The sequence below is a fragment of the Sandarakinorhabdus limnophila DSM 17366 genome (assembly GCF_945882885.1).
GTDB lineage: Bacteria > Pseudomonadota > Alphaproteobacteria > Sphingomonadales > Sphingomonadaceae > Sandarakinorhabdus > Sandarakinorhabdus limnophila_A.
In genome coordinates this window covers 14,980-35,094 of sequence record NZ_CAMCWT010000027.1, presented here as the reverse complement: position 1 = coordinate 35,094, position 20,115 = coordinate 14,980, and the positions used below count along the sequence as shown (strand labels likewise).

16 protein-coding genes and 2 tRNA genes are annotated in these 20,115 nt (G+C 65.1%); 7 read left to right on the top strand and 11 right to left on the bottom strand.

Features of this window, described 5'->3' with window-relative positions; all coding sequences use genetic code 11:
• The first annotated feature begins 72 nt into the window (after positions 1-72).
• A tRNA-Arg gene (locus Q7O19_RS07725) sits at positions 73-149 on the top strand.
• A gap of 147 nt (positions 150-296) precedes the next feature.
• Here Q7O19_RS07725 and Q7O19_RS07720 read toward each other — a convergent pair.
• Positions 297-371 (bottom strand) — tRNA-Val (locus tag Q7O19_RS07720).
• A 124-nt stretch (positions 372-495) separates the two neighbouring features.
• Between Q7O19_RS07720 and Q7O19_RS07715 the strand changes: the two genes are divergently transcribed.
• Positions 496-1,383 (top strand): N-formylglutamate amidohydrolase, encoded by an 888-nt coding sequence (locus tag Q7O19_RS07715; protein ID WP_303809702.1) that lies wholly within the window; start codon positions 496-498, stop codon positions 1,381-1,383.
• Positions 1,384-1,579: 196 nt separating this feature from the next.
• Here the strand turns inward: Q7O19_RS07715 and Q7O19_RS07710 are convergent, their stop codons facing one another.
• The 3 genes from Q7O19_RS07710 to Q7O19_RS07700 all read right to left on the bottom strand — a co-directional run bounded on the left by Q7O19_RS07710 (position 1,580) and on the right by Q7O19_RS07700 (position 6,092).
• The gene (locus Q7O19_RS07710; RefSeq protein ID WP_303809701.1) at positions 1,580-3,691 is read right to left on the bottom strand and encodes a TonB-dependent receptor; all 2,112 of its coding nucleotides are present in this window, start codon (positions 3,689-3,691) and stop codon (positions 1,580-1,582) included.
• A gap of 136 nt (positions 3,692-3,827) precedes the next feature.
• Positions 3,828-4,586, bottom strand: a complete 759-nt coding sequence (locus Q7O19_RS07705; protein WP_303809700.1) for a SapC family protein — start codon at positions 4,584-4,586, stop codon at positions 3,828-3,830.
• A 99-nt stretch (positions 4,587-4,685) separates the two neighbouring features.
• Positions 4,686-6,092, bottom strand: coding sequence for an FAD-binding oxidoreductase (locus Q7O19_RS07700; protein WP_303809698.1), 1,407 nt, complete (start codon positions 6,090-6,092; stop codon positions 4,686-4,688).
• 217 nt (positions 6,093-6,309) lie between these two features.
• Here Q7O19_RS07700 and Q7O19_RS07695 point away from each other — a divergent pair, with 217 nt between their 5' ends.
• The 4 genes from Q7O19_RS07695 (at position 6,310) to Q7O19_RS07680 (ending at position 12,584) form a co-directional block, all read left to right on the top strand.
• Positions 6,310-6,774 carry a DUF6491 family protein gene (locus Q7O19_RS07695; protein WP_303809705.1) on the top strand — a complete coding sequence of 155 codons (465 nt, stop codon included), beginning with the start codon at positions 6,310-6,312 and terminating at the stop codon, positions 6,772-6,774.
• Positions 6,775-7,001: 227 nt separating this feature from the next.
• A complete protein-coding gene (locus tag Q7O19_RS07690; protein WP_303809696.1) occupies positions 7,002-9,923 on the top strand; it encodes a TonB-dependent receptor in 2,922 nt (973 codons plus the stop codon).
• A gap of 164 nt (positions 9,924-10,087) precedes the next feature.
• Positions 10,088-11,737, top strand: coding sequence for a DEAD/DEAH box helicase (locus tag Q7O19_RS07685; RefSeq protein ID WP_303809695.1), 1,650 nt, complete (start codon positions 10,088-10,090; stop codon positions 11,735-11,737).
• Between the two features lie 58 nt (positions 11,738-11,795).
• Entirely contained in the window at positions 11,796-12,584 is a 789-nt protein-coding gene (locus tag Q7O19_RS07680) for an FkbM family methyltransferase (RefSeq protein WP_303809694.1), read from the top strand.
• Between the two features lie 22 nt (positions 12,585-12,606).
• Here Q7O19_RS07680 and Q7O19_RS07675 read toward each other — a convergent pair whose 3' ends face one another.
• The 4 genes from Q7O19_RS07675 to Q7O19_RS07660 are packed head-to-tail and all read right to left on the bottom strand — an operon-like array spanning position 12,607 to position 15,543.
• Positions 12,607-13,818 (bottom strand): hypothetical protein, encoded by a 1,212-nt coding sequence (locus Q7O19_RS07675; RefSeq protein WP_303809693.1) that lies wholly within the window; start codon positions 13,816-13,818, stop codon positions 12,607-12,609.
• On the bottom strand, positions 13,815-14,744 hold the full coding sequence (locus Q7O19_RS07670) for a sterol desaturase family protein (protein WP_303809691.1): 930 nt from the start codon (positions 14,742-14,744) through the stop codon (positions 13,815-13,817). The genes Q7O19_RS07675 and Q7O19_RS07670 overlap by 4 nt, the downstream gene beginning before the upstream one ends.
• A complete protein-coding gene (locus tag Q7O19_RS07665) occupies positions 14,741-15,109 on the bottom strand; it encodes a hypothetical protein (RefSeq protein WP_273434578.1) in 369 nt (122 codons plus the stop codon). Before Q7O19_RS07665 ends, Q7O19_RS07670 begins: the two co-directional genes overlap by 4 nt.
• Before the next feature lie 14 nt (positions 15,110-15,123).
• Complete coding sequence (locus tag Q7O19_RS07660; protein ID WP_303809703.1) at positions 15,124-15,543, bottom strand: TIGR01244 family sulfur transferase; 420 nt, start codon at positions 15,541-15,543, stop codon at positions 15,124-15,126.
• A gap of 157 nt (positions 15,544-15,700) precedes the next feature.
• Between Q7O19_RS07660 and Q7O19_RS07655 the strand changes: the two genes are divergently transcribed.
• On the top strand, positions 15,701-16,549 hold the full coding sequence (locus Q7O19_RS07655) for an SDR family NAD(P)-dependent oxidoreductase (protein WP_303809689.1): 849 nt from the start codon (positions 15,701-15,703) through the stop codon (positions 16,547-16,549).
• 6 nt (positions 16,550-16,555) lie between these two features.
• On the opposite strand, the gene Q7O19_RS07650 is transcribed toward Q7O19_RS07655, so the two are convergent.
• From Q7O19_RS07650 to Q7O19_RS07640, 3 genes are read right to left on the bottom strand one after another with little or no spacing between them, the layout of a single operon-like run.
• On the bottom strand, positions 16,556-17,398 hold the full coding sequence (locus Q7O19_RS07650) for a TauD/TfdA family dioxygenase (RefSeq protein WP_303809687.1): 843 nt from the start codon (positions 17,396-17,398) through the stop codon (positions 16,556-16,558).
• Positions 17,399-17,450: 52 nt separating this feature from the next.
• Positions 17,451-18,980: a DHA2 family efflux MFS transporter permease subunit gene (locus Q7O19_RS07645; protein WP_303809685.1), complete on the bottom strand. Its 1,530-nt coding sequence runs from the start codon at positions 18,978-18,980 to the stop codon at positions 17,451-17,453.
• Positions 18,977-20,107: an HlyD family efflux transporter periplasmic adaptor subunit gene (locus Q7O19_RS07640; protein ID WP_303809683.1), complete on the bottom strand. Its 1,131-nt coding sequence runs from the start codon at positions 20,105-20,107 to the stop codon at positions 18,977-18,979. Before Q7O19_RS07640 ends, Q7O19_RS07645 begins: the two co-directional genes overlap by 4 nt.
• Positions 20,108-20,115: the final 8 nt, after the last annotated feature.

Genomic DNA, 20,115 nt, shown 5'->3' with positions numbered 1-20,115 from the left:
ATCGCCTAAAACGGCAAGGAAGAGGTTGCAATGCCCCGCGCGCATGGCTATCAAGCCCGGCCTGCACGGTGTGCGCCCGTAGCTCAGCTGGATAGAGCATCAGACTACGAATCTGAGGGTCGGACGTTCGAATCGTTCCGGGCGCACCAATCCCCGCTTCCAAACCGCAATCACCGGGCCATCCAGCCCGGTTTTCTTGTGGTTGACCGCGTGGTGCCGCACCGGCGCACGGCACACGTGCGCCAGCCCGTTGCGGATCGTGCAACTGACTGAACGTAAGCGGTTTATTGGGAAAATGGTGGACGCGGCAGGGATTGAACCTGCGACCCCTGCGATGTCAACACAGTGCTCTACCACTGAGCTACGCGTCCACGGGAAGGCGCCTGTTAGTGGCATCGGCCCGGCTTGGCAAGTGTCTTGGCACGTCCTGTGGGGGCCACGGCGCGTCATTTGTGACCTTGGCAGCGGCCAGCCCGCGTGCTTGGAGCGTGCGGGATGATGTTTCGCGCCTCTGCCGCCGGCCAGCCGGCCATTTTCCCGTGGGGGCGCCTGTCGGGCGATGCCGATGGGCGCTGGCCGTTGCTGCTCACCTCGCCGCACAGTGGCCGGCATTATCCACCGGCGCTGCTGGCGGGATCGCGCCTGGCGCTGGTGCAATTGCGGCGGGCGGAAGATGCGTTTGTCGATGCATTGTTGGATGGCATTGCCGGGGTGCCAGTGCTGGCCGCCAGCCATGCCCGCTCTTGGCTCGATCTCAACCGCCGGCCCGATGAACTGGATCCGGCGATGTTCGATGGGCCACTGGCCGTGCCGGTGGCCGCCACGGAACGCGTGGCGGCTGGGCTGGGCGTGATTCCGCGCCTCGCTGGCCACGGTCTCGATATCTATGCCCGGGCGCTGCCGGCGGCCGATGCAGCGGCGCGGTTGGCCAGCCTGCATGCGCCCTGGCACGAACAGGTGGGCCACATCCTGACCGCTGCCCGCGCGCAACATGGCGCGGCGCTGCTGATCGATTGCCACTCGATGCCATCGCCCACCGGGGCACGGCCGCCGCAGATCGTGCTGGGCGATTGCCACGGCCGCAGCGCCGATCCCGCCATCATGCAGGCGATCGAGGATCATTTCCGCAGCGCCGGTTGGCGCGTGACGCGCAATGCACCCTATGCCGGCGGCCATACCGCGCGGCATCATGGCCAGCCCGGCACCGGCATCCACGCCGTGCAGATCGAGATTGATCGGGCGCTTTACCTGGATGGCCACAAGCTGGTGCTGCACGCCGGCGCCACCAAGGTGCGCAGCGTGATGACCGCGCTGGTGCAGCGCCTGGTAGCCGATTGGCCGCAACTGGCTGGCCCGTCACCCTGGGCCGAAGCCGCCGAGTAGACACGAAAAGGCCGCGCTGGTGGGGGCAACCAGCGCGGCGAGATCAGAACCTTCATCCAGGTTCGGAAGGTGGCAGGCCCAAGGAAAAATTGGGGCCACGGGGCGGTGACCGAAAGGGGGAAACGGTGCCGCCGTACACTTGATTTGGGGTGGCTCCGGCGGCTTTCAAGAGCCACCAGAGCGATTTTCTCGGCTTTTAGAAGGCAACACGCAGAGACACCCGGATATCGCGGCCAAACAGCGGCGCGACGTCCTTCAAGAAGCTCGAATGACGGCGGGCTTCGACATCGAAGATGTTGTTAGCCTGCACCACCAGCGTGGTCGGCGCTTCAGCACCGAACGGCTTCCACGACAGGCTGGCGTTGACGAGGCTGAAGGCCGCGGTGCGGGTTTCAAAGCTGGCCGTGCGATCCTGCGCCGTAACATGCTCGATCTCCAGCCGGCCGCCGACCACGCCGCCCGTGGCTTCAACGCCACCGATCATGCGCAGCGGTGGGATGCGCGGCACGGCGCCGCCGCCCGAAAGGATGGTGGCACGGGTGTAATCAAGCAGGCCGGTGACTTCGAACCGGGTGGCGCCCAGCTGCGCCATCTTCACGCCGGCTTCCACTTCCACGCCCCAGAAGCTGGCATCGGACTGGGCATATTCAAACACCGGCAGTTCGTCTTGCTCAAGGCCATTGGGATTGAGGAAGATGTAATTGTCGAAGCGGTTGACGAAGGCGGACAGTTCCAGCCGCCAGCCGTCACCGCGGCCGCGCAGCACGGCTTCGGCACCCAATTGGCGTTCGGTGCTGAAATCCGGATTGCCGATTTCAACGGCACGGGTGGCCGCGTGGGCACCATTGGCGAAAAGCTCTTCCGCCGACGGCGCGCGTTCGGTGCGCGCCCCGCTCAACGCCAGGCGGAAACCGCTGCCCAGATCAACAGAGCCGCCAACCGAGAACGACACCGAATTGAACGTGCGTTCGCGACCAACCTGCGCCGATTTCACATTGGCATGTTCATAGCGCGCGCCCCCTTCCAGCCGCACGGCGCCCAGATCGAATTCCTGCAGGGTGAACAGGCCGAACTGGCGGGTTTCGTTGGCCGGAATATAGGCTTCCTCGCCCACAGCGCGGAAATTGCGGCTGAAATACTGCACACCGCTGGCACCCTGCCAGCCATCCTTTTCGGCCTGCACCAGTTCAAGACGGGCTTCCCAGCTCTTGTTGAAGAAACTGGTGCCGACGGCCCCATTGGATTCGATTTCCTCGTGCCGATAATTGGCCCAGCCGCCGCGCATGCGCAGTTCCTTGAACGCGCCTGACAAGGGCAGCGCGCCGCGCACGTCAACGCGGGTCTGGCGCATGTCGAGGGTGATATCCTCGTGGGCGTGTTCTTCGTCGCCCTCATGCAATTCACCCTCGTGGCCTTCGCCTTCATGCTCACCCTCGTGCTCGTCATGGCCGATCTCGAGGCTGTTGGGGATGCCGTAGCGATTCTGGAGGTGGCTCACCGCGACGCCGAAATTGGCGCCGTTCTCGCCGATCCAGGCGATGCTGCCCGCCACATCCCAGGTGCGGGCGGCCGTGTTTTCGAGCCGGCCGCGCTTCTGCGCCTCTTCGGCCACTTCGCCGCCCTCTTCGGCGGCTTCGGCGCGCAGATTTTCACTGAAAACAAAGCCGCCGGTGCGATAATTGTCCGATTCGAAGAAGCTACCGTCGACATGGGCGACGAAACCGCCGCCCAGCGGCAGGTTGAGCGCCGCCGCGATGTTGCGCTCCCGCGCGGCGGTGCCGATGCCGGCATTGGCATCGACATGCGGGCCATCGGGCACTTCACGCGGGATGCGCAGATCGCGCATGTTCACAACACCGCCGATGGCGCCCGAACCGAACAACAGCGCCGCCGGGCCGCGCATGATCTCGATGCGATCGGCCAGCAGCGGATTGGCCGCAACGGCGTGATCGACCGAGGTGTTGGACACATCGAAGCTGCCGATGCCATCGGTGAGCACGCGCACGCGTTCGGCATCAAGACCGCGCAAGATGGGCCGCGAGGCGTTGGGGCCGAAGAAGCTGGCGCTCACGCCGGGCTGGCGGGCCAGGGTTTCGCCGATGGTGGAACGCAGTTGCAGCTGCAGGGCATCGCCCTGCAGCACGGTGACGGCGGTGGCCACCAGCTTGCGGTCACGCGCATAGGGCGCGCTGACGATGATTTCCGGGTCGCTGCTGCCGTGCTGTTGATCCTGCGGCGCAGCCTCTTCGGCCAGCACTGGAGCGGCAGACAGGAGCAGCAGGGCTGCAAGCGACAGACGCGACGACATCGGATCTCCTATGGCAGTTTGGGGACAAGCCCCCCGATATGATGATACAATGTAACACGTCAAGAGATGGATGATGCACATGAAAAAAGGGGCGGTGGCCTGGCCACCGCCCCTTCATTCAGCGTTTGATCAGTAATCAGGCCGCGTTGGCAGACGTCGCAGCGAACTGGCGCTCGAACAGCGGGCTGATCAGCGACAGGCTGAACAGATGGGCATAGATCAGGCCCATCAGGCCGGATTGCACCATCTTGCGGGCCTGATCGCCGCGCAGGTTCTGCAGCTTCTGCTCATCAACCATGCGGAAACCGCGATACACCGCCGGCTGGGCCAGGCCTTCGCGCTGGATGGTGACTTCACCGTCCATCAGCAGATCGAGCTTGGTCAGTTCTTCCATGAAGCCACGGGTGCGCATCACGGCCTGTTCGAACTGTTCGCAGAACTGCAGGATGGCCTTGGTGGTCTCGGTCGGATCGGTGCCAGCGAACAGCTTCTCGCCTTCGTTATCAACCACGATGCCCGCGGTGTCGTCAAAGCACAGCGACAGTTCCTGGGCGTCCGGGGTCAGGCGGGCCAGCATGAACGGATAGCGGCGCACGAACGCAGGCACATAGGCGTTTGCTTCCCACTGATCATCGGCGCCCAGATAGAGATTCTCGCCTTCCTGCAGGCCAACCAGCGCCAGCGGAGCGGGATTTTCGCCCACGCCGAACACGATCGGATAGTTGCGCTGCACCAGCGGGAATTCATCCACGGTCACCGGGATGGCGTGGGTTCCGCGGGTGAAGCCCAGATCGCCGCGCGGCTTCAGGCCATGGTTGGGGTGCAGTTGCGAAGACAGCGGCGCCAGGCCGTTGTAGAACAGGGGAAGCTGGTTGGCAGGAGGCTGGCTGGCCATGGGATTATCTGCGCTTTCGTGACTAGAGTGAAGAATTGGTGCGCTTTCCTAAAGCGCAGATGAAGCTTCTGCAAGGCTGTGCTGCGACAGCACGACGCGTCAGTATATTTTGCCGGGGTTCATGATGCCGAGCGGATCTAGCGCCTCTTTTACCGCCCGCATCGCGCCCAACCGCGCCGGATCGCCCAAGCGGGCGAGATCATCGCGCTTCATCACGCCGATGCCATGTTCGGCCGAAATCGATCCGCCGGCGGCCGCAACCATTTCATGCACGCGCGCCGTGATTGCCGTGCGGTGATCGGCGATCCAGGCGCCCGCAGCGTCTCCTGCGGGCGCGCGCACGTTGAAATGCAAATTGCCGTCGCCCAGGTGGCCAAAGGCCAACACCCTGCCGCCGGGGAACGCGGCCTCGATCGCGGCCGACGCCATTTCGGCGAAATCCGCCATCGCCGATACCGGCACGGCGATATCATGGTGGACGGCCGGGCCATCCATGCGTTCCGCCAACGGCAGTTCCTCGCGGCGGCGCCACAGGGCGGCTGCCTGCGCTTCGGATTGGGCGATCACCGCATCATCGGCATCAGCCAGCCCTTGCGCCAGCACATCGTCCAGCGGCTGCGGCCCGGCCAGTTCCACCAGGCAGGCCCAGGCGTGGCGGCCGGCCAATGGCGATGCCAGGCCCAGATGGGTGGCGACCAGATCAACGCCATCGGCCGGGATCAGTTCGAAGCTCTCCACCTGTCCGCCGGTCAGCTGACGCAGGCGGGAAAGCAGGGCAAGCGCGCGCTGCGGCCGGTCCACCCCGGCCCAGGCGACAGCGCGATGACGCGGTGCCGGCACCAGTTTCAGCGCAACAGCGGTGATGAAGCCCAACGTGCCTTCAGCGCCGATCAGCAGCTGCTTGATATCAAGGCCGGTGTTGTCCTTGGCCAGGCCCTGCAATTGGTTCAGCACGCTGCCATCGGGCAACACGGCTTCCAGCCCCCCCACCAGCGCCCGCATGGTGCCGTGGCGCAGCACCTGCACGCCGCCGGCATTGGTAGAGGCGAGCCCCCCCACCGTCGCTGAACCCTTGGCCCCCAGCGACAGCGGGAAGGCCATGCCCTGATCGGCCGCCGCCGCGTGAACATCCGCCAGGATCACACCGGCTTCAGCGATCAGCAATTGCCCGGCAACATCAACCTGGCGGATGCGGTTCATGCGCGTGCAACTGACCAGCACTGCCGAGCCATCAGCCGGCGGAATGCCGCCACCCACCAGCCCGGTGTTGCCGCCCTGCGGCACCAGGGCAACGCGATGCGCGGCCGCCGCCCGCACAATGGCCTGCAACGTGGCAACATCGCGCGGCAGCAGCAGCAGCGGCGTGGCGCCCTGATAGCGTCCACGCCAATCGACCAGCCGCGGGCCGATCAGATCGGGATCCTCGCTCCAATCACGGCCGGCCGCGGCCTTCAGGGCAGCCAGCGCGTCAGCACACGGCGGCGGCGGGATCACGAGATCGGTCATGCGCGTACCCTAGCGGTTTTCCCGGCACAGCTGAACCCAAAGGTTGCAGGCCATATTCAGCTCCCCCCTCTATTCAGACAAGGTTCAAGCGGTGCGGGGCAATTACCCGCTTTTACGGGCGGTTGGGGGCAGCCACCGGTTTACACGGGACGGCGAAGTCGCAGCTGCGGCAGCAACAGGGGAACAGTCAGGATTGTCGGCATTTCGGTCTGGCGTGATGGCGAGCGTGGCAGCGCTGATGCTGCTGGCTGGCCCGGCCGCGGCGCAGAACCGCCGCGCACCGCCACCGGCTGCGGCACCGCAAAGCTTTGATGGCCAGGCCTGGCGCCGCGTGCCGGTGCGGCCGGGCGGTGACCGGGTGGAAGACGGCGCGCTGGCACGGCCCACCCCGCCGCGCGCCGGGCGCAACCGCTGCATCGCCACCAACGGCATCGCCGGTGCCCAGTTGTACGGCGACCGCGCCATCGAACTGACGATGCGCGGCGGCCGGCGCTGGCGGCTGCACCTGGCGCAGGAATGTCCGGGGCTCAGTTTCTATCAGGGTTTTTATTACCAGCAGAAGAAAACTGGCCAACTGTGTGCCGGCCGCGATGCCATCGGCGCCCGTTCCGGCGGCGAATGCGCCATTGCCGCCATCGTTCCGGTGGCGCCGCCGGCCCGAAAAGCCCGCCGCCGGCGCTGAAAACAGGGCTTTATGTCATCAAACTGTTGCATGACAGACACAGGCGCCGCGCCACACACCAACGGTACCGGCCAAACCCCGTGCTGCTCTGGACAAAATCCTTGTCGCCTGTCCTAACTGATGATTGCGGCATGGCAGTCACACGGGCGTCATGTCACGGCACAGGATCCGGCCATCAGAGCCAGCAACAAGATCTAAGCTTTTTGGGTTTTTGGGGAGGACGTCATATGAAAATTATACTTGGTATTCGCGCCGGCCTGGTGGCCAGCGCATCGCTCATCGGTTTGGTCGCCTTACCGGCATTCGCGCAAACCGCGCAGGCCGATGAAGACACCGGCATTGCCGAAATCGTCGTGACCGCGCAGCGCACGGCGCAAAGCCTGCAGGACGTGCCGATCGCGGTGACCGCCTTCGATGCCGGCGCCCTGCAGCGCCAGCAGATCAACAACCCGCTCGATATTCAGCTGACCCTGCCCAACGTCACCTTCACCAAGGGCAACTTCACCGGTTCCAGCTTCACCATCCGCGGCATCGGCGATCTGTGCGTCGGCGTGACCTGCGACAGCGCAACCGCCATCCACGCTGAAGGCATGCCGCTGTTCGCCACCCGCCTGTTCGAAGCCGAATTCTTCGATCTGGAGCGCGTTGAAGTGCTGCGCGGCCCGCAGGGCACGCTGTTCGGCCGCAACGCCACCGGCGGCGTCGTCAACTTCGTCAACGCCAAGCCGCGGATGGATGCCATCCATGCCGCAGGCGAAATTGAATATGGCAATTTCGATTCGTTGCGTCTGAAGGGCATGTTCAACCTGCCCATCACCGACAATCTGGCAGTCCGTGTTGCCGGCACCTATCTGAAGCGCGATGGCTACAGCACCAACGTGTTCAACAACACCCGCATCGATGGCCGCGATCTTTATGCCATCCGCGGCAGCATCCGCTGGGAACCGACGGAAAACACCACCGTCGATGCGATGGCCTATTATTTCCGCGAACAGGATAATCGCAACCGCAACCAGAAGCAGCTGTGCCAGACCGATCCGACCGGTGTGCTCGGCTGCTTGCCCGGTCGCCGCGACAACGGCTTCATTAATGCCAACACCACCTTCGTCGGCACGCTGACCAGCCGCGAATTCCTGACGACCCAGGGCGGCGCCGGTTTTGGTGCATTGGCTCTCGGCAGCCTTTATGGCACCGATCCGTACAACTATGCCGGCCACACCAACCCGGCCAACGTGCGCGAGATCCGCACCGATTACACGCCGAAATATTTCGCCGAAGAAGAACAATATATGCTGCGCGTTCAGCATGACTTCGGCAGCATCAAGGCGCAGGTCACCGGCATGTACCAGCGCAACGCGGTGGACAGCTCGGTCGACTATAACCAGAGCGTGTTCAACCCGGCTGTGGCCCGTGCCGCGATCACCAATCTGCGCGCAATTTCGGCCGCCATTCCCGGCTTGACCAACGTTGCCAATGCCATCAGCAGCGGCGCTCAGTTCTGCACCTCGCAACCGGTGGAGAACGGCCTTGGTGCCTATGGCGGGTTCCGCGATTGCTCCGCCACCCCGCAGGATTTCGATCGGTCCAACCAGATCGTGCGCGGCAAGACCGTGGAAGCGATCGTCAGCTCTGAATTTGACGGCAAGTTCAACTTCCTGATCGGCGGTATCTATGTGAACACCGTGCTGCCGGAAAACAGCTATTACGTGAACAGCTGGGGCATCGACTATGTCACTGGTATCTTGGGCGCCGCCAACGGCGGCTACCTGGGCACGCCGTTCTTCCGGAACAACACCGCCCGCTACTCCCTGAAGAGCTATGGCATCTTCGGTGAAGCCTATTACAACCTCACCGACAATCTCAAGGTCACCGCCGGCCTGCGCTACAACAACGACGAAAAGGCCGTCAGCGCCCGTTCGACGTTGGCCAGCTTCTTCGTGCCGTTCAGCACCACCGGCAACGTCTTCAACTCGCCGGCTGCCGCCGGCTTCGACGGCGATCCCAACCGCGCCGGCATCCAGCCCTTCTCCAATCGCGAAGTCAGCCAGAATGCCGTGACCGGGCGCTTCGTGCTCGACTGGAAGATCACCGAAGACAATCTGCTCTATGCGTCCTACTCGCGCGGCTACAAATCGGGCGGCATCAACCCGCCGCTGCAGCCGATCTTCGCGGTGCCGGATACGTTCACGCCGGAATTCGTCGACGCGTTTGAAATCGGTTCCAAGAACAGCTTCCTTGATGGCAAGCTGCGCGCCAACGTCACCGCCTTCTACTACAAGTACAAGGGCCTGCAGCTGAGCCGCATCACCGCCCGCACATCGGTGAACGACAACGTGGATGCCAATGTCTACGGTCTGGAAGGCGAATTCATCCTGTCGCCAACCCGCAACTTGCTGATCAACCTGAACGCGTCGTACCTGTACACCAAGGTGGCCAGCGACAAGTTCCTCGCCAACCCGCGCGATCCGTCGGGCGGCCGCAGCGATGCCGTGATCATCAAGGACATCTCCAACGGCTCCAACTGCGCCGTGGTCCCGACCACGGCCGGCAATGCCGCTGGTGCCAACGGCTTCGTGGCCCAGGCCAACACGTTGATCAACGCGGGCGCCATTCCGGGCCTGCAGGCCGGCGCCGGCCTGCGCGCACCGAGTGCCTTCCCGACCGACAGCGGCCTGAACGGTGCCACCGGCGCCTTCTCGTTCTGCGGCGTTCTGCAGGCGCTGTCACCCACCGTGGGTGCGGCCTTCGGCGGTGTGAAGATGCTGCCGGAAGGGGTGCTGACCAACCTGCGTGGCAACCAGCTGCCGCAGGCGCCCACCTACAAGTTCTCGGCGGGTGTGCAGTATACCTTCCCGATCGGCGACAGCATGAACCTCATCCCGCGCGTCGATTTGGCTCACACCGGCGAAAGCTTCGGCAACATCTTCAACGGTTCCATCAACCGTGTGCCGAGCTTCACCGTGATCAACGCTCAGATCCAGTTCAACGGCCCGGATGACAAATTCTATGTCCGCGGCTTTGTGCAGAACCTGACCAACAACAGCGCCGTCACCGGCCTGTATGTCACCGACCAGTCGTCGGGCCTGTTCACCAACATCTTCACGCTGGAACCCCGGCGTTACGGTGTGGCAGCGGGCTTCCGCTTCTGATCTGACCGGCAACGGTTGAACCCCGCGGGGCGGCTGCCAACAGCCGCCCCGTTTGGTTTTGGGTCACAGGCGAAACCGGGCACTGCCATTGACTTTTGCGGCCCTGCCCCGCATGTCACCCTGAATAAAATCAGGCGGATCCCGCCCTCATTCACAGGAACACGATGAGCTTTTCCGACCTGGGCCTTTCCGATGCCCTGCTGCGCGCCGTTGCAGACAGCGGCTATGACAAGCCCACGCCGATCCAGCGCCAGGCCATTCCGTCGGTGCTGATGGGCAAGGACATCATCGCCATCGCCCAGACCGGTACCGGCAAGACCGCCAGCTTCGTGCTACCGATGATCGATATCCTCGCCGAAGGCCGCAGTCGCGCCCTGATGCCACGCAGCCTGATCCTGGAACCGACCCGCGAACTGGCCCAGCAGGTTGCCGAGAATTTCGAGAAATACGGCAAGAACCACAAGCTTTCGATGGCGCTGCTGATCGGTGGCGTTTCGATGGGGGATCAGCTTTCCGCGCTGGAAAAGGGTGTCGATGTGCTGATCGCCACGCCGGGCCGCCTGATGGACCTGATGAACCGCGGCAAGATATTGATGTCGGGCTGCGCCATGCTGGTCATCGACGAAGCCGATCGCATGCTCGACATGGGCTTCATCCCCGATATCGAAACCATCTGTTCCAAACTGCCCAAATCGCGGCAGACACTGCTGTTCTCTGCCACGATGCCGCCACCGATCAAGAAATTGGCCGACCAGTTCATGGAAAGCCCGAAGAGCATCGAGGTTGCGCGGGCCGCCAGCACCAACACCAACATCACCCAGTGGGTGGTGGAAACATCGAACCGCGACAAGAAGGATCTGGTCCGCTCTATCCTCGCCCAGGACGACGTGAAGACCGCCATAATCTTCTGCAACAAGAAGACGATGGTGCGCGATCTGGCCGACGTGCTGAAGCGGGCCCGCATGCCGGTGGGCCAGATCCACGGCGACATGGAGCAGAGCGACCGCATCCGCGAGCTCGACCGCTTCAAGCAGGGCGACATCACCATCCTGGTCGCCTCCGATGTGGCCGCGCGCGGGCTCGACGTGCCGGGCGTTTCCCACGTGATCAATTTCGACATGCCGTGGCACCCGGATGATTATGTCCACCGCATCGGCCGCACCGGCCGCGCGGGCCGCACCGGCATCGCCATCAGCTTTGCGACGCCGGAAGACGCCGAAAATCTCGCCAATATCGAAAAGCTGACCCGGCAGAAGATCGCCCGCTGGAAGGGTGATGCAGCCACCGTGCAGGTGGCCGCGCCGGCACCAGCCGAGGCCGCCGACGCAGTGGGAGCGCCTGCTGAAGAGCGCAGCGGTGATCGCCGCCGCGCCCGCAAGCCGCGCCGCGACCGCGCTGATGATGTTGCGCCTGCCGCTGCCGCTCCGGTTGCAGCGCCAGATGCAGCACCGGATGCCGAGGCAGCACCACGATCGGATCGCCGCCGCCGCGACGAACGCGCGCCGCGTGAAGCAAGGCCACCCCGCGAAGCACGCCCCGCCGGCGAAGCCCGAGCGCCCAGCGAGGCCCGCCCACCGCGTGAAGCCCGTCCGCCCCGCGACGCCCGCCCGCCCCGCGCCGAGCGCACGCCGATGGGTGAAAAGCCCCGCACCGTGCGCCAGGCCGCTGCCGGCGATCCGCTTGCCAGCTATCGCGCCATTGCGCTGGCCCCACCGCCGCGCCGCAACGGTTATGACGACGGCGAACGCTTCACCGGCTTTGGCCCGGAAGGCGTTCCGGATTTCCTGTCCCGCCCCATTCGCACCGACGCCTGACGCTTGCTTCTGCATGTCCGGCTGATAACGTGCCGGTGCTGGCTTTTGGGGTGCGTGCGTGTCGGGTGAATGGTTTGCCAACTATGTGAAGGCCTCGCGCCATCCCGGCAAAGGCCGGGTGATCCGCGCTCTGCTGGGTCTGCTTGATGGCCGCCGCCTGCCCTCCGTCTATGGTCCGCTGATGACCGTGCGCAGCCAGGATGCCACCAACCGCTTTGCCCTGCTCGGCACGCTGGCCGAAGATTATCGCGACGTGCACGCCCTGATCATGGCGATGGCGCCGGGCGAATGCTTCATCGATATCGGCGCCAATCTGGGCCTGTTCACCATAGTCGCCAGCCGCCACCTCGGCCCGGAAGGCCGCGTGGTCGCCTTTGAACCCAACCAGACGACATTCGCGGATCTCGCCGGCAACCTTGCTGCCAACAACTGCACCAATGTCGTCACCGTCTGCGCCGGCGTGTCCAACGCCACAGCGCGTGTGGCGTTCGATCCCGGCCCGGCCGGTCACAGCGGCATCGCCCACATCAGCGAAAGCGGCAGCAGCGCCATCATGGTGCTGGGCAGCCAGCAGGTTGCCGATCTCATCCTCAACGTCGCCGCCGGCCGCCGCATCACCATCAAGATCGACGTGGAAGGCCATGAAAACCAGGTCATCGAAGCACTGATGCCGCTGCTCGGTGAAGCCCAGGTCACCAAGATGATCGTCGAAGTCGATCCCGACAATCTGGCCCAGCACGGCACCACCCGCGAAACCCTATTCGCCCGACTGGCCGAGAAGGGCCTGACGCCGAGCGTGAACGACCCCATGCGCCGACATTACAACGAAGTGTTCGTGCGGGCTTGAGGCCCTGCGTCCTTCCAGAATCTTAATACGACCCGCCCGCTGCCTCCCACTGCTCCACTTCCCAGGCCATGCGCGCCGGCGGGCCAATCACGGCACTGACCGGGCGGCGCAGCGCAGCGCCGGCCGGGGCATCGGCCAGCCCCAGCCGGAACGCAAAACTCGGCCGCCAGGCCGGATCATCGAGCAGGGCATCGGCAGCGCGGGCGAAGCGCGGCGGGGCGCGCAGCTGGGCTTCACGGTCGATCATCTCGGGCAACTGGTTCAGCGGCTGGGCGACGAGACCGGCAGAAGTGGCATTCAGATGCAGCCGCTGCCAGGCGCTGCCGACGAGCAGGGCGGAACGGCGATCATGCGGCCCAGGCGTGAGGATCAGGCCGAACAGCGAAGCGGTGGGCAGATGCACATCGCGGGTGGAGGCCAGCCAATATTTGCCTTCATCCGCTGCCGATTGCGCGGGCAGCATGGCCCCGGCGGTGGCCAGCCAGGGGGAGACGCCAGAGGTGGCCAACGTCAGCCCATCCTTCAACCGTTCGGCGTCGCGGCGTTCGTGGCGGAACCAGCGGTGGCTGTCGGCCATCATGGCAGCATCGCCGGTGATGGCCACCGTGGCCTCATCAGTGAGGGCAGCAAAACGCTTGCCCAGCGGGCTCGACGCCGCGAACAGCACGACCTTCACGCCGGCAAAGGCCGGAAAGGCCAGCACGGCCGCCAGCTTTGCCTCGCTCACCGGCCCGCCGCGCCAGGCCCCGCGGTGGGTGTGGCGCCGCGCGATGAACGGCAGCAGCGGGTGCGCGGCAGGCCCGCTGCCATCGGGACCGAGGATAACACGGGCAACATGGGCCGGATTCTGGGGATCGGGCAGCAGCTTCACCTTTGCTGCCCGGCCCAGCGCTGTGCTGGCCAGCGCCATGTTGTGGATTGCCCCGCCCAGCCCGGCCAGCCGCTCGCGGCCAAACGGATCCATCGTGCCAAGATTCCGGCCAGGCACCTCGAAGATATCGACGCCGAAGCGGCCGATGGCGAACGTCCACGGCTGAGTATTGTGCGGACTGGACGCCAGCACGCCGGCACCCACCAGCTTCAACGGGCCGGCCTGGCGCTGGCTGGCCCAATCATCCCACGCCGCCAGCGCCGGATTGTCGCCGCCCAGCAAGCCCTGCTGCCAGGCGCGGCCGGCCAACCCGGCAACAGCGAGGCCGCCGGCGCCGATCAGCAAGCCGCGGCGGGCGATCATTCGGCCGGAACGGCCGAAGGTGGCAGCAATGCTGGCGGTGCGGTTTCGGCCTGCCACTGTGCCCGCAAGGCATCGGCGGTTTCACCCGACAGCGCGCCCGGCGGGCCGAAGGCGGCCACAAAGGCAGTTTTCAGGCTGCGGGCGCGGGCGACATCGCGGAAAATGCCCACCCATTCGTGGACCGCGACCCAGAAGGGATTAAAGGTGCCAAGGTTGCGGATGATGCCATAGCGCGGCGGTTCGTCGGCGCGCTCCGCTTCGAACGTGCCGAACAGCTTGTCCCAGATGATGAACACGCCGGCATAATTGCGATCGAGATAGCGCGGATTGGTGCCGTGGTGGACGCGGTGGTGCGACGGCGTGTTCATCACCGCTTCGAACCAGCGCGGCATCTTCCCGATCACCTCGGTGTGGATCCAGAACTGATAGATCAGGTTGAGCCCACCGCAGAAGGCCACCAGCTCGATCGGAAAGCCGATGAAAAACAAGGGCAGCTTGATGATGAAGGTGAGGCCGAACAGCCCGGTCCACGTCTGCCGCAGCGCAGTGGACAGGTTATAATGCTGCGATGAGTGGTGGATCACATGTGCCGCCCAGGCCCAACGGATGCGGTGGCCGGCGCGGTGGATCCAGTAATAGGCCAGATCATCGATCAAGAAGCACAGCGCAAAGCTCCACCACGCCACCGGGATATCGAACATCCGGTGCTGCCACAGCCACAGCGCCAGGCCGGTGACGCTGCCGGCCAGCAGCGCGCCGCTGATGGTGTTGCCCAGGCCCATGGCCAGGCTGGCGCCGGTGTCGCGCCAATCATAATCGCCGCGCCAGCCCATGCGGACCGCCACCAGTTCGATGATGATGCTGATCACGAACACCGGGATGGCAATGGCCACCGGATCGGTGCTGAGGATGGACTGCCAGTTCACAGCCGACCCGCCCAGCGCATCGCCACCGCTTCGCCCAGATCAAGCATGGTTTCGGGGAACATCGCTTCATCGGGGCGCACGCGCAGCAGGCCGCCGGCACGGGCGACGATGGGGGCTTCCAAGGGCCGCACCACGAAACGATCGCCCAACGGTCGCACCAGCGCAACGCGGCCATCGTGTGCCGCCACCAGGGCGCCGCTGCCATCACGGCTCACAGCCGCTTCTGCGGCGCGAAAGCCCGGCAGCGCCTCGGCCACCAGCCGCGCTGCCAGCGCTGGATCGTCAATCTGTGGCCGGCGCGCAAAACCAAACAGTCGCGCCAACACGACCAAGGCCACCACACCAATGACGGAGAATGCCAGCATGCCCAAGCGGTCCATCAGCGCGGCGCCAATTGCTTCAGCATGGGCAGCAGCCCGGCAACATTGTAGCCGCCTTCACCCGCCGCCGCGATGATTTCGGCCGGATCGCAGCCCTGTGTTGCCGCCGCCAGCGCCCACAGATTGCAACTGCGCGTGCCAGACCGGCAGAAGGCCAGCACCGGCCCATGGTTCAAGGCGCTCACCATCGCTTCGACCTGGTCGAGATTGAAGCCGGTGTGATCGATGGGAATGGCGACATACGCCAGCCCCGCCGCGTGCGCCGCCGCCTCGATGTCCGCGCCCGGCGGTTGATCCAGGCTCTCGCCATCTGGCCGGTTGTTGACGATGGTGCGGAACCCCTGGGCGGCGGCAAGCGCCACATCTTCGGGCGCGATCTGCGGCGCGACGGACACGGCCTGGGTGATGCGGGTGAACATACGCATGAGGTTAGGCCCAGAGGCGCTGGGGCTCAATAGGGGATGGTGCAGGTTATGATCATAAGCTGTGATCATGCATCACGGCAGCGCCCTTGCTTGTGACAGTTGGCTGCAGCCGGCCGCCGCCTATTCTGAAGTGCAACAAGGAGCACGCAACATGCAGGATCTGGTGGGCAAGGTCGCCTTCGTTACGGGCGCGGCATCGGGCATCGGGCTGGGGATCGCCGAAGCGCTGGCGCAGGCCGGGGTAAAGGTGATGATGGCCGATATCGAACAGGACGCGCTCGATCGCGAAGTGGCGCGGCTGGCGGCGACCAATGCCGATGTGGCCGGCGTGCGCGCCGACGTGTCGTTGAAGGCCGAACTGCAACGCGCGGCCGATGCCACCATTGAACGGTTCGGCAAGGTGCATATCCTGGTCAACAACGCCGGCGTGGGCGGCGGCGGCACTTATGGTGAATGGAGCGATGCCAGCTGGGACTGGGTGATCGGCGTAAATCTGATGAGCGTGGTGTGGGGCATCGAGATCTTCGGCCCGCTGATGGAGCAGCACGGTGAAGGCGGCCAGATCGTCTCCACCGCCTCGATGGCCGGGCTCGTGGCCGTGGTTGCGCCGGGCTACAATGTCACCAAATATGGCGTGGTCGCACTTTCGGAAGGGCTGCGGCCCACGCTGGCAGCGAAGGGCATCGGCGTTTCGGTGCTCTGCCCCGGCTTCATCCGCACCCGCATCATGGAATCGGCCCGCGCCCTGCCGGAACGCCTCGCCGGCAAGGTCGCCCTGCCCGATCCATCGTCACTGCCCAATGAATTTGCCGTGATGGCCGCGCAAGCCATCCAGAACGGCATTGATCCGCTTTATGTCGGTGAACTTGTGGTGGAGGGTATCGAGGGCGACTGGCCCTATATCTTCACCGACAATAATTTCGAAGCCGGCGTCGATCTGCGCTTTGCCGCGATCAAGGCCGGTTTCGACAAGATCAGGGGGCGCACGCCGCGCCATTGATCGACATCACGCCGCCGCGATCGTCGTGCGGTGCAGCAACCTTGCGTGGCCCTGATAGCCACCGGTGGCGGCGTGCAGCACCGATCTGTTATCCCACATCACCAGCATGTTCGGCTGCCAGCGGTGGCGATACTGTAAACGTTCCTGCCCTTGCCAGTGATACAGCTCGACCAGCAGCGGCAGCGCCTCTTCGTCGGCCATACCTTCAAAACCGATGACATAGCCCAGGCAGCCAAACAGGCCTTCGCGGCCGGTTTCGGGGTGACGGCGGATGAAAGGATGGGTCTGTGTGGCGCGGGCAGTTTCCGAAGGGCGGATGTCCATGCTGCGGCCCCCAGGTCCTTTGGGGTCGGCCGCGCCGTAGAAGCCCTCGGGCGCATAGGCCTTCTGCGCCGAATGGATGGCTACCAGGCCTTCGATGCGCGCGCGCAGTTCGCTCGGCATCGCGTCCAGCGCCAGATGCTGGTTGGCAAAAAGCGTGTCGCCGCCCGTCGGGGGAATGGTGATGCCATAAAGGCAGGTGCCAGCCGGCGGGCGCGCCTGAAAGCTCCAATCCGTGTGCCAGGTCTCGGCAAAGATCGGCGCGGTTTCATCGGCGGCCCGCGCGACAGCGATGATATGCTGGCGGCCGGCGATGGGCGCGATGAACGGATCTTCGCCAAAGCCGCCCATGGCCAGGGTGAACCGTTCCAGATTATCATCGGACAATTTCTGATCGGGGAAGGCCAGCACATGATGCTGCAACCAGGCCGCGCGGATGGCGGCCACCGTTTCCGCCGCCAGCGGGCCAGCGAGTTCCACCCCCGTCACCACCGCACCACAGGCTTGTCCCACCGGTTCGATCTGCATCATCCCCTCCCCGTCTTCTGCCCGTGATGCTGGCAGGGCGAGGGCGCATTGGTCAATGGCCGCCGCCAATTGCGCCGGTGATCTTCACCTTGGGGATCAGCCACACCAGCGCGGCCGCAAAGAAGAATATCAGCGCCGTGCTGGCATAGATGTGCAGATTGGCCAACGTCGCCGCCTGCACCTCAAGCAGCCGATCGATGCTGGCGCGCGCCTGCTCCATGGAAAGGCCGGCGCCCTGCAGCTTGGCCATCGCAGCATCAACGCCGTTCATGCCTTCGGCCATGGCCGCGCGCACCTGGCGCGAATCCGTGTCCCACTGGCTGGTGGCGATGGCGGTGCCGATCGCCCCGCATAACACGCGGCAGAAATTCTGGATGCCGGCGGCCGATACGCTTTCTTCCGGTTTCACGCTGGCCATGGCCAGGCTGGTGAGGCCGATGAAGAAGAACGGCATGCCAAGGCCGGTGAGCAGGTGCGGCAGCACCAGATCGAGATAGCTGCTGTCGGTTGACCAGCTGGTACGCCACGCCGCCATCAGGCCCAGCCAGATCACCCCGCAGGTGACCGTGATGCGCGGATCAACGCGGGTGAGCAGCAGGCCGGCCACAGGCGCCACCAGCACCGAAAACACCCCGATCCACGCCACCGTGTAACCGGCCTGCGTTGCCGAATAGCCAAACACCGATTGCAGCCACAGCGGCGTCAACACCACTACGGCAAAGAAGCTGCCAAAACCGATGCTGATCACCGATGTGGCGGCCGCAAAGCCGCGGTGGCGGAAGATCTTCAGATCCACGATCGGGTGATCATCGGTGAGTTCCCACACCACGAACACCGCCAGGGCAATCGCCGAGACGATGGCGAGCCCGATGATCTCGCGTGAGGCGAACCAATCCTGTTCCCGGCCGGTGTCGAGCATGATCTGGAAAGCGCCAACGCCGATCAACAGCAACACGAAACCGATGATGTCGATCGGCTGGCGCTGCAACGGAGTTTCAAACACGCGCAGGCGCTGGAACACCACGAACAGGCAGATCGCCACCACCGGCAGGTTGATGAAGAAGATCCAGTGCCAGCTGACATTGTCGGAAATCAGCCCGCCCAGGATCGGCCCCAATATGGGCGCGGCCATGGTGGTGGCCGCCCACAGGCCAATGGCGGCGCCCTGTTTTTCCTTGGGGAAAATCTGCTGCAGGATCGCCTGGCTCAACGGCATGATCGGGCCGCCGGCAAAGCCCTGGGCGATGCGGAACAGCACCAGCGATTCCAGACTTTGCGACAGGCCGCACAGCAGCGAGAACAGGCCAAAGCCGAACAGCGAGATGCTGAACCAGCGCACCACGCCAAAGCGCAACGCCAGCCAGCCGGCCAACGGCACCGAAATGGCTTCGGCCACCGAGTAACTGGTCACCACCCAGGTGCCCTGCGATGGCGCCACCGCAAGGCTGCCGGCAATGGCCGGGATGGAAACATTGGCGATGGTGATATCCAGCACCACCACGAAATTGGCCAATGCCAGCGCCAGCGCCGTCAGCCAAAGGCGCGCGCCGGTCAGCGGCTCCGGAGCGGCGGCGGCCGTCATTGGCGCGTGTCGATCACCGCGGTCATCGACAGGCCAACCCGCAACGGATGCGCCTTCACCTGTGCCTCATCCAGCGCGATGCGCACCGGCAGACGCTGCACCACCTTCACCCAGTTGCCGGTGGCATTCTGCGCCGGGATCAGCGCGAACGCCGAGCCGGTGCCGCCGGCCAGGCCAACCACCGTGCCGCTGTAGGTGACGCTGCCGCCATAAAGATCGGATTTCAGCTCAACCTTCTGGCCCACCTTGAGGCGTTCGAGCTGGCTTTCCTTGAAATTGGCATCGACGAACAGCCCGGTGGTGGGCACCAGGGTCATCAACGGCGCGCCGCCGGCCACGCGCTGGCCCACCTGCACGTTACGGTTGGTGACGATGCCGGCCACTGGCGCCTTGATCACCGTTCGATCCAGATCGAGCTTCGCCTTGGCCAGCGCGGCTTCGGCGGCGCGGATATCGGGCGCAGTGGCAAGCGTGGTGCCGCGTACCATTGCAGCGGCAGCAGCAGCATCGCCGGCCGCCGAACGCGCCGTGTCCTGCGCGGCGGCAACGGCGGTGCGGGCCGCGTCGCGCGTCGCCATCGCGGCGGCCAGCGCGGCGCGGGCGGCGCCCAACTCCTCGTTCGACACCGCACCGCTGCCGGCCAGCTTCTGGCGGCGATCGAATTCGGCCTTTACCCGCGCCAGAATGGCGTCGGCTTCTGCCAGACGGCTACGCGCAGCGGCGATTTCGGTCGTGCGCCCGGCGGCCCGCGCGGCAGCCGCACCGGCCATGGCGCCGGCCTGACCATAACGCTGCCGCGCCTGCGCCAGCGCCGCTTCGGCCTGCGCCACGGCAATGCGGGCATCGGCATCGTCCAGCACCACAAGCACGTCGCCGGCCTGCACGGCCTGGGTGCCGCCCACCTTCACCACCGTCACGGTGCCGGCCAGTTGCGGCGTCACCAGCGCGGTGTCGCCGCCCACATAGGCGTTGTCGGTCTCTACCCGGCCGCGGGAGAAGATCGCCCAATACAGCCCGGCAAGCAGCGCGACGATCACCACCACCCCGCCCAGCACCCGCAAGGCCCGCGCGCGTTTCGGATTGCCGGTGTCCTTGCCCGTATCGGCACCAAGTTCAGTGGTTGCCATGTCAGCCA